The 15,273-nt window shown below is 41.2% G+C and carries 12 protein-coding genes; 9 read left to right on the plus strand and 3 right to left on the minus strand.

Annotation, left to right across the window (positions count from 1 at the left end; all coding sequences use genetic code 11):
• Nucleotides 1-10: 10 nt before the first annotated feature.
• The 3 genes from CCS77_RS03910 to CCS77_RS03920 form a co-directional block, all read right to left on the minus strand.
• Complete coding sequence (locus CCS77_RS03910) at nucleotides 11-496, minus strand: tetratricopeptide repeat protein (RefSeq protein ID WP_107916624.1); 486 nt, start codon at nucleotides 494-496, stop codon at nucleotides 11-13.
• A gap of 70 nt (nucleotides 497-566) precedes the next feature.
• A complete protein-coding gene (locus CCS77_RS03915; protein ID WP_236635294.1) occupies nucleotides 567-1,229 on the minus strand; it encodes a M48 family metallopeptidase in 663 nt (220 codons plus the stop codon).
• A complete protein-coding gene (locus CCS77_RS03920; RefSeq protein WP_107916625.1) occupies nucleotides 1,205-2,524 on the minus strand; it encodes an MATE family efflux transporter in 1,320 nt (439 codons plus the stop codon). The genes CCS77_RS03915 and CCS77_RS03920 overlap by 25 nt, the downstream gene beginning before the upstream one ends.
• 96 nt (nucleotides 2,525-2,620) lie before the next feature.
• Here CCS77_RS03920 and abc-f point away from each other — a divergent pair, with 96 nt between their 5' ends.
• From abc-f to prmC, 9 genes are all read left to right on the plus strand, one after another.
• Complete coding sequence (gene abc-f / locus CCS77_RS03925) at nucleotides 2,621-4,552, plus strand: ribosomal protection-like ABC-F family protein (protein ID WP_107916626.1); 1,932 nt, start codon at nucleotides 2,621-2,623, stop codon at nucleotides 4,550-4,552.
• A 1-nt stretch (nucleotide 4,553) separates the two neighbouring features.
• Entirely contained in the window at nucleotides 4,554-4,988 is a 435-nt protein-coding gene (locus tag CCS77_RS03930; RefSeq protein WP_107916627.1) for a hypothetical protein, read from the plus strand.
• 75 nt (nucleotides 4,989-5,063) lie between these two features.
• On the plus strand, nucleotides 5,064-6,575 hold the full coding sequence (locus CCS77_RS03935) for a DKNYY domain-containing protein (RefSeq protein WP_107916628.1): 1,512 nt from the start codon (nucleotides 5,064-5,066) through the stop codon (nucleotides 6,573-6,575).
• Nucleotides 6,575-8,020, plus strand: coding sequence for a DKNYY domain-containing protein (locus CCS77_RS03940; protein ID WP_107916629.1), 1,446 nt, complete (start codon nucleotides 6,575-6,577; stop codon nucleotides 8,018-8,020). Before CCS77_RS03935 ends, CCS77_RS03940 begins: the two co-directional genes overlap by 1 nt.
• Nucleotides 8,021-8,146: 126 nt before the next feature.
• On the plus strand, nucleotides 8,147-10,087 hold the full coding sequence (locus CCS77_RS03945) for a BCCT family transporter (RefSeq protein ID WP_107916630.1): 1,941 nt from the start codon (nucleotides 8,147-8,149) through the stop codon (nucleotides 10,085-10,087).
• Nucleotides 10,088-10,763: 676 nt separating this feature from the next.
• Nucleotides 10,764-12,137, plus strand: a complete 1,374-nt coding sequence (locus CCS77_RS03950; protein ID WP_103572329.1) for a sodium-dependent transporter — start codon at nucleotides 10,764-10,766, stop codon at nucleotides 12,135-12,137.
• Between the two features lie 3 nt (nucleotides 12,138-12,140).
• Nucleotides 12,141-13,253, plus strand: coding sequence for a hypothetical protein (locus CCS77_RS03955; protein ID WP_107916631.1), 1,113 nt, complete (start codon nucleotides 12,141-12,143; stop codon nucleotides 13,251-13,253).
• 8 nt (nucleotides 13,254-13,261) lie between these two features.
• On the plus strand, nucleotides 13,262-14,464 hold the full coding sequence (locus CCS77_RS03960; RefSeq protein ID WP_107916632.1) for a M48 family metallopeptidase: 1,203 nt from the start codon (nucleotides 13,262-13,264) through the stop codon (nucleotides 14,462-14,464).
• Complete coding sequence (prmC, locus tag CCS77_RS03965; RefSeq protein ID WP_107916633.1) at nucleotides 14,454-15,266, plus strand: peptide chain release factor N(5)-glutamine methyltransferase; 813 nt, start codon at nucleotides 14,454-14,456, stop codon at nucleotides 15,264-15,266. Before CCS77_RS03960 ends, prmC begins: the two co-directional genes overlap by 11 nt.
• Nucleotides 15,267-15,273 lie beyond the last annotated feature (7 nt).

A 15,273-nucleotide genomic window follows, 5' to 3' on the forward strand; every position in this document is an offset into this window, starting at 1 on the left:
AGCCTAAAGATCAAAGTTGTTTTGAGCGTTTTAGATCGCCTGCAAACTCGCAAGACATCTTATCGTTTAGTTTGCAGCCTTTTTCTAAGAAGGTATAAGCCTCTTTAAATTTCTTAGCTTCTATTAGTATCGAGCCTATCATGCCGCAAGAGTAGCCGTCGTTTTGCTCGCAAGCTTTGTTAAAAAGCTCTCTTGCTTTTTGCGGATCGCTGTCTAGATAAATTCCACCAGCTGCTGAGCAACCCTCTTTTTCGCCACCTTGGCAAGCTTTGTTGTAAAACTCTAACGCTTTGTTGCTATCTGGCACGTCAGTTTTGCCAAGCTGGTAGATCGCACCTGCTTTTGCACATGATCTTGCGTCATTTGCCGCGCAACCTGCTTCAAATTTAGACAAAGCCTCAGTGAAATTTGAGTCAGCATAAGCTTTCAAGCCATCTTCAAAGTCGCCTGCTAGAGCGCAAGCTGCTAGAAGCGAGATAAAAATCATTTTTTTCATAAAATTTTCCTTTTGTAAAGTAATATGCAATTTTAACATATTAAATTTACACTTACTTGATAAAAAATAATTACGATTTTAAAATTTGCTCTTGCGCTTTGTAATCAGGCATGATGGCTTCTATAAATTTATAAAAACTGCTTTGATGATGAGGATAGAGCAGGTGAGTAAGCTCGTGAAGCACGACGTATCGCACGGCTGAGAGCGGTTTTTCGATGAGCCTTAGGCTTAAGTTTATATAGCCTTTTTTGTGGTTGCAGCTGCCCCAGCGAGTTTTGCTATCTCTTATGACGATGCGACTAACTGGCTTATTGATATGAGGCTGATAGTAGCTTACAAGCTCTAAAAATAGCTCTTTTGCTCTTGCTTTTTTAAAGCGCTCAAGTGCCTTTAAATTTGGCGTTATGATAAATTTATCTTTAAAAAATGGTACATTTATGCTCTCATCAAATTTGATCTTATAAATTTGCCCAAGAAATTTCATCTCATCATCTTTTGGCAAATTTAAAATGGCTTTTTTATAGGAATTTTCAAGCCAAATTTTATGGCTCTCTAAAAATGCCAGAGCCATCTTTTGCGTGCTGTAAAATGGCATAGAAAGCGTGATCTTAGCATCCTTGCCAACTCTTAGGCGCATAGACTTTACATTTGTTTTAAAATTTATTAAAACGCTTAGGCCATAAAAGTCTAAATTTAGGCTCTTTTGCCTCAAACTAGGCGTTTTTCTTGCCATTTTTTGCTTCTCCAGCGCCAGGTATTTGCAAGGCCTCTTAGCCACTCATCAGCGCAAAATCCTATCCAAACACCAACGATGCCCCAGCCAAGGTGTATGCCTAAGAAATATCCAAGCGGCAGCGAAAGTCCCCACATAAAGATAAGCCCAGTTGCAAGTGGGAATTTCGCGTCGCCGCTTGCGCGAAGGGCATTTACGATGACGATGTTAAAGGTTCTGCCAGCCTCTAGCACGATCGAGAGCGTAAAGAGTGGTAGCATTATCTTGCGCAAGTTCTCATCTAAATTTAGTGCGTCCATGATCTTATACTTTAAGGCGTAGGCGATCAAAACGACGATGAGCGTGATAGAAATTCCAAGCCACAAGGCTTTAAAGGTTCTGGTATAAGCCTCGTTAAACTCGCTTGCCCCAACCAAATGTCCCACGATAACCTCGTTTGCCACGCTGATACTAGCTCCACAAAGCAAGATGAGAAGAGTGATCTGAAAGTAGATAGTCTGCACGCTAAGAGTTGCCTCGCCCATGCTCGCGATAAAGCCAAAAGCGACCATGTATTGCGCCATCCAGAGTAAATTTTCGCCAGCGCTTGGTAGGCCAACTGAGAGTATTTTCTTTAAAATTCCAAACGGCACGACAAGCAGTCCGCTAAGATAAATTCTAACTTTTGCCACGCGTATGAGCATGTAAAGTAGGACAAAAAGGCCTATTAGTCTGCCCACAAATGTCGAGATAGCAACACCTTGCAAGCCTAAATTTGGCAGATCAAACCAGCCAAAAAGAGCGATGGCGTTGCCAAAGATGGTGATGATGTTCATCAAAACCGAAGTTAGCATCACGGCAGTTGCTAGGTTATAGACGCGAAGCACCGCAGCTAGCACCATGCCGATACCATCAAATAGCAATGCAAAGCCAAGGATGTGAAGGTATGAGAAGCTATCGTTTATGAGATCACTTGGCACGTTTAGTAAATTTAAGATGTTGTAGCCAAAGACGTAGATAATGATGGCTGAAAATACGCCAAATATTGTGTTTGAAGTGATGCTTGCATGTATGACGCTTGAGGCTAGCTCGTTTTGCTTTGCTCCAAGTGCTTGTGCGACGACGACTGAGCAGCCCATGCTTAAAAAGTTAAAAATGGTCATAAAAAGATCCATCACTTGATTGCCAGCACCCATGGCGCCAACTAGATGCACGCTCACTTTTGTCACCATGTAGGTGTTGATGATGAGCGTTATAAAGTGCAAAAACATATCTAAAAATATAGGGACGACCAGTTTTTTCATAGAAAGATTCATAAATTTCTCCCTTTTTAAATTTTGGGGCGATTATAGCCAAATTAGGTTTTAGCTCCCTTTTGATATAATCCAAAAAATTTAAAATTTGAGAGAAAAATGGCATTAATCGACCTAATAGACGTAAGTAAAAAATTTGGCGCAAATGAAATTTTAAACAGCGTAAGCCTTAGTGTAAATGAAAATGAAAAGATAGCGATCATCGGCAAAAATGGCAGCGGCAAGAGCACGCTTATGAAGATCATCTCTGGCGAGGTGGTAGCTGATAGCGGCAGACGCATAGTGCAGAGCTTGATAAGCGTCGAGATGCTAGCGCAAAATCCAAATTTTAACGCCACATTTAGCGTAAGAGATGCGCTAAATAACGAGCTAAAAGAGATATTTGACGCGATAAGCGAGTATGAAAAAAGTGGCGTTTTACTAGCAAACGACCCAGAGAACAAAGAAATTTTAAAAGAGCAAGAGAGGCTTTTAAAATTTATAGAGGCAAAGGACGGCTGGAATATCGAGCACAAGATCGAGCGAATTTTGCAAGAATTTAAGCTAAAAGAGTATGAAAACAGACCCATTTGCTCGCTAAGTGGTGGCGAGATCAGGCGCGTGGCACTGGGCGCGCTCATCCTTAAAAAGCCAGATGTGCTGCTGCTTGATGAGCCTACAAACCACCTTGATGTCTATATGGTCAAATTTCTTGAAGATATGCTTAAAAGCTCAAATCAAAGCATAGTTTTTATAAGTCACGATAGATATTTTATCGATGCGCTCGCTACTAGGTGCGTTGAGGTCGAGGATGCAAGCTTAAAAAATTTCGAGGGCGGATATGCAAACTATCTAACCAAAAAAGAGGAAATTTTAGCAAGCCTTGCAAAGTCGCATGAGACGCTGCTAAAGCAGCTAAAGGCTGAAGAGGAGTGGCTAAGGCGCGGCGTAAAAGCTAGGCTAAAGCGAAACGAGGGCAGAAAAGAGCGGGTGCTTGCTATGCGTGAAGAGGCGAAGAAAAATCCAGGTGTGATAAGGCGAGTGAGGCTAGAGCTTGAGCGTGCGAGTAAAAATTTCAACCAAACGCAGAGCCAAAACCGCAAAAAAATGCTCTTTGAGTTTAAAAATTTAGGCAAAAGCATAGATGGCAAGGTGCTTTTTGAAAAATTTGACGCAAGAATCTTGCAGGGCGAGAGGATCGCCATAGTCGGACGAAATGGCAGTGGCAAAAGCACGCTACTTAAAATTTTGCTAGGGCTTGAAAAACAAAGCAGCGGCGAGATAAAAAGGGGCGAGGCGAGTATCGGCTACTTTGATCAGGCTAGAAATGTCCTTGATGATGATAAGAGCCTTATAGAGACATTTTGCCCAAACGGCGGCGACCACGTGCTAGTTCGTGGGCGAAATATGCACGTTTATGGTTATCTTAAAAATTTTCTCTTTCCAAAGGAATTTTTAGATAAAAAGATAGGCGTTTTAAGTGGTGGCGAGAAAAACCGCGTGGCACTGGCGATGCTTTTTACTAAAACTTACGATGTGCTGGTGCTTGACGAGCCGACAAACGATCTTGATATCGCAACTATCAACATATTAGAAGACTACTTGCAAAGCTTTGAGGGGGCTATCTTGCTAGTTAGCCACGATAGATATTTTGTCGATAAGATGGCAAATAAGCTCTGGGCGTTTGAGGGCACAAAGATAAATGTCTTGCATGAAGAGTATAGCGTTTATTTGGAGCTTGAAGATGAGATGAAAGAGCTTGATAAATTTGAAAAAGAGCTAGCAAATAGCCAAAATGAAGCCAAACAAAAGAGTAAATCTGGCGCAAAACTAAGCTACAAACAAACGCAAATTTTAAACACATATCCAGATAAAATTTCAGCTCTTGAAGCAAGAGTAGCCGAGCTAAACGAGGGGCTTAGTGATCCTAAAATTTATCAAGAAGTGGGGCTTACTAAGCTTTATGAAGAGCTAGAAAGTGCAAAAGCCGAGCTTGAAAGCCTAGAAAATGAGTATTTTGAAGTGCTTGAGATCGCCGAGGAGCTAGAGTAGCTTGAAAAAGATCGGTAGGATAAGCGCGCTAAATACGAGAGTTGTTAGGCAAAATTCTGTTGTAAGCCTTAGCATTATCGTTGATAAGATGAGGTTTAGTGAGACATTTTCACCTGATATATATAAATATGAAGTAGGCGATCTGGTCCGGATAAAATATAAAAGAGTTGGGTTTTTAAATAAGATAGAGACAATTAGGCTAATCGCAAAAAGCAGCGAGGAGTCGGGACTTTTTGCAAGGATTACAAATTTGATCTTCATGCTTGGTTGTTTTTATTTTTGCTTTATTGCGTCAGTTTTTATTTATTATGGGGTTACGCTGGAATTTGATATTATTAGGCTTATTATTACATTAGCAGCTGCTTGTTTTTTGTTTTTGATGGGTAAATTTGCTTATCTTAAGTTTTTAATTTTTAGATATTTTATATTTGGATAGGTGTTTTGAAATTTAAATGTATGAAAGGTTTTGCGGCATGATGAGGTCGCTAAATTTGTTTGAAACGAGGCTAAAATGCTAAAAAAACATCCGCTAATCTCTGTAGTGATCGCCATTGTTGTGATATTTTTTGCTACCTACTTTTTTATCTTTGGGTTAGTTTCTATTTTAGATGATGACATTGGCGATAGTAAAGAGCTAAATAATAGCTTTTTTTACGTCAAAGATGACAAAGTCTATGCCTTGGTGCCAAGTGGGGGTAAATTTGAGCTAATAGGCGTGAGGGCCAGTAAATTTAGATACATCGACACTGGCAAATACGACAACAGAAACGTTGGCGCTAGCGATAAGGTGGTGTATTGCGGTAACCTTGTGATGAGTGGGCTTGATCCAAATGGCGTTAGAGCGCTTGGCAATGGCTACTTTGGTGATGGCAATGTAACATACTTTTGCGATAGCGCAAGTGAGACAAACCTTGAAATATCCGCACTTAAAGAGTTTTGGGATATCCTCTCACATAAAATGTTTAAAACCCCAAAAGCGCAAACCCATATCTATAAATTTAGGCAGGTTGATAACGCAAATTTAGCAGCGATCTTGGGCTTTGGCTATGCAAGCGACGGAGTAAAGGTCTATCATGAGGGCAAAGAGCTAGAGGGCGCAAATGCCAGCAAGATGCGTTATATCGAGCAGATATCTGGCAGAAAGAGCGTGCATTTTACGACTGATGGGGAAAATGTCTATTACGACAGCACAAAGCTAAGGATCAAATTTAGCCCGCAAATGCGTGATATCGGCGAGATATGGCGCATTCACTATCTTTATGAGCCAAATTCTGGAATGGTCTATGCAAACGACCATGAATTTGACCCAAAATTTGCCCCATACGAGCCACTTTTTAACCTAGAAGACAGGCACACCTATCATGCGCTCTTTCGTGGCAAAGGCGGTATCTATCACTGGGAGCGAAAGTGGCAGTGGTATAACAGCATAGATGAGGGCGAGTTTGTAAGAGACGGAGACGATCCTTTTAAAGGCGAGATAACGCCGCTATATGGCGACGTGGTGATAAGTGATGGCAAGACATATTTTCTAAAAACCTATGAAATTTGGCACAACACAAAAAATGATCACAGCCTAAGCTCACGCCACACGTGTATTGTTAGGCTTGATACAAAAGAGCAGTGGCGAAAGATAGGGCTTGTAAGAAACGATGGCTACGGAGCAGTTTATGCAAACGGCGATAAGACATATTATTTTGATAACGTCGGCTACGGCTGGCGTTTTAACAGCAGTGTTTATGATATAAACGACCTTGGCGTGGTTGAAATTCTCACTCGTCCTTATGGTCCAAATGTTAAGAATTTAAAACTTGATGAGATAGTAAAAATGGTAGATCAAGGCGCTATGACGCCAGCTGAGGGCGAGGTGGTGATCGATGCGATAAGCGACTTTGATGATTACTCGCAAAAATATGCCTACTGGATATTTCTTGCCATTGCATTTGTGGCCTCGGTAGTTGGCGCTATTTTTAAAAATAAAAAGCAAAAAAGCGAGCTTAAAAAAAGGGTGGATGATTATAGATAATGAGAAAAATTGCGACTAAGATACTTTATCTTTTTGTCATTTTGACGCTATTTTTTGTTTTGGCGATGCTTTATCTGTGGCGTGAGGGCGAGTATCAAAGAGGCTTTGCAAACATTGATAGTAGCGAGTTTTACCGCTCGCCTGAGGGTAAAATTTACGTTCAAATTTCAGGCAGTGGCAAGTATGAGCTAAAAGGCGTCGATGAGGCTAGTTTTAGGGTCTTAAAGCTAAAACACGCATACGACTACTCAAATGTGGCAGCTGATAAAAATCATATCTATTGCGCTAGGGAAATTTTGCCAGGTCTTGATCCAAAAAGTGCCAAAGTGCTTGGCAATGGCTATATAAGTGATGGCAAGATAAGCTATTATTGCGCCACTAGAAGCGAGAAAGAGGCGGGATTTAACGAATTTGGCGCCATTATGAAAAACCTTGTTCACGTTTTTATAAAAAGCTACGATGATAGCCCTTATTTTTACAGGACAAAGCTGGTTGAAAGTGCAAATTTGGAGCCTATATTTGACGCTGGCTTTGCAAGAGACGGCGGCACGCTTTACTACAAGGGCGAAAAGCTTGACGCAGATCCTAACGAGCTAAGATACATCACGACAGAAAACGGCGCTGCTAGCGGATATTACACAGATGGCAAAAGCTTGTTTTTAGGCTTTTATAGGCTTGATGCAAGATATTCAGATGGGACGCGCCAGATATGCTATGACCCAAAGCACGATATAGAATATCTTTTTGAGCCAAAAAGTGGGGTGGTGTTTGCAAATGAGCATAAATTTAGCGCTCAAAATATGCCTTATAGCGCCATTTATAGCGTGGATAATATGCACTCGTTTTGGCCTCTTTTTGCCAGCAAAGATGGAATTTACTTTTGGGATGGCAGTAAAAACGAGCAGGCTAAAATTTCAGACTACCAGCTAAAAGGCGAGCTAAAAAGGCTCTATGCTGATGTTTTTGTAGATGAGAGCTCAGCGTATTTCTTACAGCAAGGCGAAGAGTGGCGGCGCTCAAAGCATGGCAGGCACTTAGAGGCGCAAACAGTCTCTTTATATAAATTTGCCCCAAGCTCATCTTGGCGCGAAGTAGGGCTGGTAAAAGATGGCGAGTATGGCGCAGTTTATGCAAATGGCGAGAAGGTCTATTTTTTTAGCAAGATAAAGCCATTTTATGGCATAAAGCATAGTGTTTATGAGGTGGCTGATCTTAGTGTCATAGAAATTTTAACAAGAGCGTCTAAAGAGCTTAGCGCAAAAGATATCAGCGAGATGATAAAGCGCGGCGAGCTAGTGGAGGCAAGTGGCGAAGAGGTCGCAAGATCTAGGATAGAGTATGACTCGCCAAAGATCATTTTGTATATCACATTTGGCATCGCTTTTGTCGTCATAGTGCTAACAACTCTTGCAAAACCAAAGAGAGATAAAAGAGACTTGAGATAAATTTTAAAGTGGCTATTTTTGGTGGCTAAAGCTTAAAATTTCATAAAAACTTTAAAGAGAAAATTTGACCTATTTACTCTTTTTTGTTATTTTAAGGCAAAACTGAAATTTATAAAAAGGAGAAAAATGTTTAAATTTCAAAGGTCAAAATTTAACAACTCAGTATTTATCCCATCGCTTGTTATCATATTTTTAATAGCGGCATTTGCAGCGATATTTCCAAATTTCTCAAATGAGTTTTTTAAGGGTATGCAAAACTACATCGCGGCCAAATTTGGCTGGTTTTATATCCTAGTCGTTGCCGTCATACTGCTAAGCGTCATCATTCTTGGCTTTAGTAAGCTTGGCGAGATCAAGCTTGGAGCTGACCATGTAAAGCCAGAGCACAAAAATATCTCGTGGTTTTCTATGCTTTTTGCCGCTGGCATGGGCATAGGTCTAGTATTTTTTGGTGTGGCCGAGCCGCTCATGCACTATCTAAACCCACCAGTTGGCGACGCGCAAACTATCGCAGCGCAAAAGCTTGCGTTGAATATCACATTTTTTCACTGGGGCATGAGCGCATGGTCAGTTTATGCTATCGTAGCGCTAATTCTAGCCTTTTTCTCGTATAGACACGGCTTGCCACTCACGCTTAGATCGGCATTTTATCCGATCATCGGAGATAAAATTTACGGCAAGATAGGTAGTGCCATCGATACATTTGCCGTCGTAGCGACCCTTTTTGGCGTGGCGACATCGCTGGGATATGGCGTACTTCAGGTAAATGCTGGCCTTACGCACGTTTTTGGCCTGCCGACTATGCATATCACGCTTCTAATAGTGCTTTGTTTTGCAGCTACTATCTCAGCGGCAAGCGGCGTGGATAAGGGCATCAAGATCTTATCAAACGCAAATATCGCGCTAGCTATATGTTTTATGTTTTTGATACTATTTTTGGGCGATACGACGCAGCTTCTAAAGTCGTTTGTGCAAAACAGCGGCGACTACATCTCTACGCTCATCTCAAACACTTTTAACCTCTACGCCTATGAGAGGCAAAACGAGAGCTGGCTTGGCGGTTGGACGCTGCTATACTGGGCTTGGTGGCTATCTTGGTCGCCATTTGTGGGGCTATTCATCGCTAAAATTTCAAAGGGTAGAACGATCAGAGAATTTGTGATCGGCGTGCTTTTAGTGCCAACTGGCTTTACCTTTGCTTGGATGAGCTTCTTTGGCAACTCGGCGATCTCACTCGTGCAAAATGGCTTTAGCCAGCTAGCAACGACCGTAAATTCTGACTCAGCCTCAGCGCTATTTATGTTTTTAGAGAAATTTAGCTTCTCAGGCGTGCTAAGCGTGATCGCAGTCTTTATGATCGTCATATTTTTCGTCACTTCTGCTGACTCAGCAGCGATCGTGATGAATATGCTTTGCTCAAACGGCAAGGATGATACACCAGTTTGGCAAAAGGTCTTTTGGGGCGTTACAGTGGGCGTCGTGGCAGCATTTTTGATGCTAGCTGGTGGTCTTGGCTCACTTCAGGCACTTACGATCACCACAGCACTGCCATTTTCCATAGTGCTACTTGGCGCCATTTATGGGCTATTTAAGGCGTTACGTGTGGATCTAACCAAAAAAGAGACAAATAACTTTAGCAACATGCCCATTAGTGATCTTTCAAAGCCGTGGCAAGAGCGCCTAAGTGCGATCATTACGCTGCCAGGCAAGAAAGATGGCAAGAAATTTTTAAACGAAGTCGTGCTAAAAGCGTTTAACGAGCTAAAAGAGGAATTTGCCAAAAACGGCCTTGAAGCAAAGGTCACAAATAACGAAAATTTTGTAAATTTAAACGTTGGACTTGGCGATGAGATGGACTTTAGATATGGCGTCTATCTCACCAAGAGCCAGAGCCCAGACTACACTAGAGAGCTTGACGGCGACGATCTTTACTACAGAGCTGAAGTCTATCTAAAAGAGGGCGGTCAGGACTACGACGTGCTTGGCTGGAGCGAAGCCACGCTGATAAATGACGTCATCGAGCAATACCGCAAACATATGCAGTTCTTGCATGTCGTGAGAGAGTAAATTTGAGTGAAATTTGCCTAGATTTTTAAAATTCTGGGCAAATTTTCAAATTTAATCAAGCTATTTTGCAAATTTTAAAATTCGCTCAAATTTAATAAAACCGCATGCAGTGCTTTAGCACTGAAGCATGCACCTCTAACGTCGTCGGGGTTGGGGGATTGTTAAGGGGGAAGGGAGCGACTTCGTAATTCAAGCCTCTTCCCCTTAACAAAGAAACAAAACTTTAAATTTCTAAAAATCTTTTTTTGTAAATTTTAAAATTCCACTCACTCGCAAGAATTGACTACTAAAATTTGGCTTCGCCTGCCGCTTAGCTCAAATTTTAGAGCCGAAATTACTCGCTCATGAAATTTTAAAATTTGCTCATTAACTACCACTATAATTTTATAAACCACTTTTTAAAATTTATGGTTGAAAATGTCCCGCAACATCACTATTTTTGCAGTCCAAAAGAGGGCTGGATATTACTCATTGCGATGGAGGGATATGTAGAATTTGGTGTTTTAGATAAACAAACTTTTTGAATAAATTTACACGCAAATTTAAAAATAAATTCTGTCCATAAAAGTCCTAAAATTTAGCAAAAAAGTCAAATTTACACGCAAGCATCGCCTTTTGCTAGCAAAATTTAATCATTTTTTTTATATAATCCAAATTTTTCACAAAGGTAGATAATATGGATAGAAAATCGTGGAGTTCAAGACTTACATACATTTTAGCTGTTGCAGGGGCTACGGTCGGTTTTGGCGCGACGTGGCGTTTTCCTTACTTGGTCGGTCAAAACGGCGGTGGGGCCTATGTTTTGGTATTTTGCATAGCGATGATAGTCATTGGTATTCCTATGATTTTGGTTGAAAACGCCATCGGCAGGCGCCTAAAGTGCAACGCCGTTGATGCATTTGGCGGCACAGTAAATGGCAAAAAGATTAGCAAAAAGTGGCAGATAGTTGGCTGGATGGGGCTTGTTGGCGCATTTGGCATCATGGCTTATTATATGGTTATCGGAGGCTGGGTCTTAAACTATATCGCTCAAATTTCATTTGGCCTGCTTGATCTCTCGCACATCGTGAGCTTTGAGCAAACTAGCGCATTTTACGAGCAAAATATTGTCAGCAACCCGCTTGCCATCAGCTTTGCGACCCTTGTTTTTGTTCTGGTTAATTACGCTATCTTGGTGCAAGGCGCAGTTGGCGGCATCGAGCGCTCAGCAAAATACCTAATGCCGCTTCTTTTTATCTTGATGCTCGTCATGATCGCTAAAAACATCACGCTTGGGGGTGCGATGGAGGGTGTGAAATTTTACTTAACGCCTGATTTTTCAAAGATAAATTTAAAGCTTTTTGTTGAGGTTTTGGGACAGGTTTTCTTTGCGCTTTCGCTTGGATTTGGCGTGATGATAACGCTCTCAAGCTTTGTTAAAAAAGACGAAGGCTTAGTTAAAATTTCTATCATCACAGGTATCTTAAACACCGTCATAGCCGTGCTTGCTGGCTTTATGATATTTCCGTCGCTCTTTAGCTACGGCGTCTCGCCAGATAGCGGGCCGAGCCTAGTTTTCAAGTCGCTTCCGATCGTCTTTTCGCACATGCCTTTTGGCGGATTTTTCGCGGTTGCATTTTTTGCGCTGCTTATGATCGCTGCGCTTACGACGTCGCTACCGATATATGAAGTGATCATTACAACGTTGCAAGAGAAATTTAAGATAAAACGCAAAAAAGCGATATTTTTAGTGCTTAGCGTTATCTTTGTGCTTGGGAATTTGCCCTCACTTATGGCTACAAATTTACTAAGTCATGTGAGCATTTTTGGTAAAAATATCTTTGACGCATACGACGCGATAAGTGCGACCATATTTTTCGTGCTGACCTCGCTTGGATGTGCGATATTTGTGGGCTGGGTGCTAAAAGATGAAGCGAAAAAAGAGATATTGCAAGGCAGCGAAAAATACGCAAAGCTTATAAATATTTGGTTTTTCTACATTAAATTTATCGTGCCTTTTGTCATTTTGGTGCTATTTATCAGCAGTTTTTACGACAACTTTTTGAAGTGAAATATGCGTGAGCTTGTAAATTTTGATAGTGGTGAGCGCCTAAGACTTAGCGTAGAGGATAATGCTTTAGTGAGTGTGAGCCAAAAAGGCGGCAAAACAAAACAGAGTAAAAAAGAATTTGCAAGCGAGACGGAGGCTAAAAAAGCCTGCATCAAAAAAGAGTGGGATAGCCTAAAAAAGGGCTTTATATTGCAAGATAGCGAGGCAAAAACAGGTGAAGCGAGTCTGCACGTTTATATCGGTGGTGGATACACTGGAACGCTCTCGTTTGTAGGCTTAAGAGATGAAATTTATGTTTATAAAAGTGGTGGTCAAAAAGATGGCGGCAACTCTAGCGATCTTTTAGTGAAGCTTGATAGAAGCGGCACTATAAAAGAGCAGATCGCATTGCCAAAGCCGCTTGCGTGGGACATCCAGTGTGCAAGTGAAAATTTACTTTTAGACCTTGATCATGAAATTTACATTTTTGAGCCAAATGGGGCTAAATTTCGTGAAATTTTAGCCAAGCAAAATGCCAAGAAAAGTAGCGAGATAGCGAGCTTTATCTGTGCTTCAAATGATGTAGCCGTCTTTGGTATGTTTGGGCAAATTTTTGCCTTTAAAAATGGCGAAATTTCAAAGATCGGCGAGTATAAATGTAGCACAAAAAAACACGTGCCGATACTTTGCGCAGCTCTTAGTGCGGATGCTAGCATGCTTGCGTTTTGCACCAAAGAAAATGAGCTACAAATTTTAAATGCAAAAAATGGCGAAATTTTAAGCGAGCTAAGAGCAGAATTTGGCGTGCTTGATAAAATTTGCTTTTTAGACGAAAACACGCTTTTGCTTAGGCAACATCTTGAAAACAAGCTATTAAGCCTTGATATAAAGAGCGCAAAGGTGACAAAGCAGCCATGGATAAAGGATGAGTATCTAAGAGTGAGCGAGTTTTGTGTGGATACTGACAAGCTTGTGGTGATAGATCAAAGCAGGGGCTACGCTATCAATCTAAAAAGTGGCAATGCGATGGCGGAATTTAGGCTAGATCACGTTGTGAAAAGCTGCGAGGCTAAATTTATAGATGGCAAGCTTGCAGTTAGAACGGACTATGGCTGCTTTAGTCTTTATGAAATTTAAGGGAGAATATGTTTTATACACTTTTATTTATCTATATTTTTTATGTGATTTTTAAGCTTTTTTTGGCGAATTTACAGATCAGCTTTGTAAGGACTGAAGCCAAAAAAGAGCCAGTCGTGCTTGAAGAGAGCGAATATAAAAACGCTGCAGAGGCCGCCGTGACAAATCTAAAATTTGAAATTTTTAGCCTCATCTATCACGCCGTTATCTTCTTTGCGTGGATAAGCTTTGGGCTAAAAATGCTCTCAAACGCTTGCATAAAAGATGGCACCACGTTTGAAAATATTATCTTTGTGATGAGTTTTTTGCTGATCTCGTCGCTGCTTGATCTACCGCTAAATATCTACGAGAGCTTTGTAAAAGACAAAAAGCTTGGCTTTTCAAATATGAGTGCAAAGATATTTTTGATTGATACCATAAAGTCGCTAGCGCTAATGCTCGTTTTTGGCTCGGCCTTCGTCTGGCTCGTGCTTTTATGTATAAATTTCCTTGGGGAATTTTGGTGGTTTTGGGCATTTTTGCTAAGTTTTGGCATCGCTTTAATTATAAATTTGATATATCCAACGCTCATCGCGCCTATCTTTAACAAGATGTCGCCGCTTGAAGATGGCGAGTTAAAGGGCAAGATAGAGGGCTTACTTGAAAAATGCGGCTTTAAAAGTAGCGGCGTTTTTACGATAGATGCTAGCAAGCGCGACAACCGCTTAAATGCCTATTTTGGCGGACTTGGAGCGACAAAGCGAGTGGTACTTTTTGACACGCTGATAAAAAAGCTAAGCACCGAGGAGATCGTGGCGGTTTTAGGTCATGAGCTTGGGCACTTTAAGCATAAAGATATCCTAAAAATGATAGCACTAAGTGCGGTCATGCTATTTTGTCTATTTTTTATCTTTGGAAACGTTGGCGCAAGCGCTTATGAGGCGATAGGACTAGGGCAAAATGGCGCTAGTATCATCATCTTTTTGGTGCTTTTCTCGCCTATTTTTAGCTTTCTTTTCTCGCCGATCATCTCGCACTTTAGCCGCAAAAATGAATTTGGCGCAGATAGATTTTCAAAAGAAATTTCAAACAAAACCGACATGATAAACGCCCTAACCAAGCTTGGCAGCGAAAACAAAGCATTTCCAAAGTCGCACTGGCTTTACTCATTTGTCTATCACTCGCACCCAAGCCTTTTTGAGAGGATAAATGAGCTAGAAAATGAGAGTTGAAGAGGCTCTAAAAGAGGCAAATTTAAGGCTAAAGCCGCTTTGTGAGAACCCAAGCAGGGTGGCTAAAATTTTGCTTATGAGCTACCTTGATGTGAGCGTTGAGTGGATATTTTTAAACCAAAAGAGCGAATTTGACGATGTCGGCTACTTTGCCCTTGTAAAGCGCTTTGAAAACTACGAGCCGCTTGAATATATAACTGGCAAGGCTGGCTTTTATGGCTTGGAGTTTGAGGTAGAAGGTGGCGTTTTGATACCGCGCCCTGAGACTGAAATTTTAGTTGATAAAGTGCTTGAGATAGCAAGCAGCTATAAAGCGCCAAAGATCGCTGAGATCGGCACTGGCAGCGGGATAATAAGCGTCATGCTAGCTCTAAAAACAAACGCTAAAATAGTAGCTACTGATATAAATGAAAAGGCTCTAAATTTGGCTAAAAAAAATGCGCTTAAATTTAATGTAAGCGATAAGATCGACTTTGTAAAGTGCTCTTATATCGATGAAATTTCAGGTGATATCGACATCTTGGTCTCAAACCCGCCTTATATAGCGCGAGACTATAAACTTGATAAATTTGTGATAAATGAGCCGCATGAGGCGCTATTTGGCGGCGAGGTTGGAGATGAAATTTTAAAAAACATCATCCTTATCGCTAGAAATCGCAGCATAAAAAATATCGCCTGCGAGATGGGCTATGATCAAAGAGCGAGCATGGAGATGGCGCTAAAATTTAATGGCTTCAAAAGCGCTTTTTACAAGGACTTGGCGGGCTTTGATAGGGGCTTTTGCGCGAGATTAAAACTATAAAGGAGAG

It is taken from the genome of Campylobacter concisus (assembly GCF_003048375.1).
GTDB lineage: Bacteria > Campylobacterota > Campylobacteria > Campylobacterales > Campylobacteraceae > Campylobacter_A > Campylobacter_A concisus_T.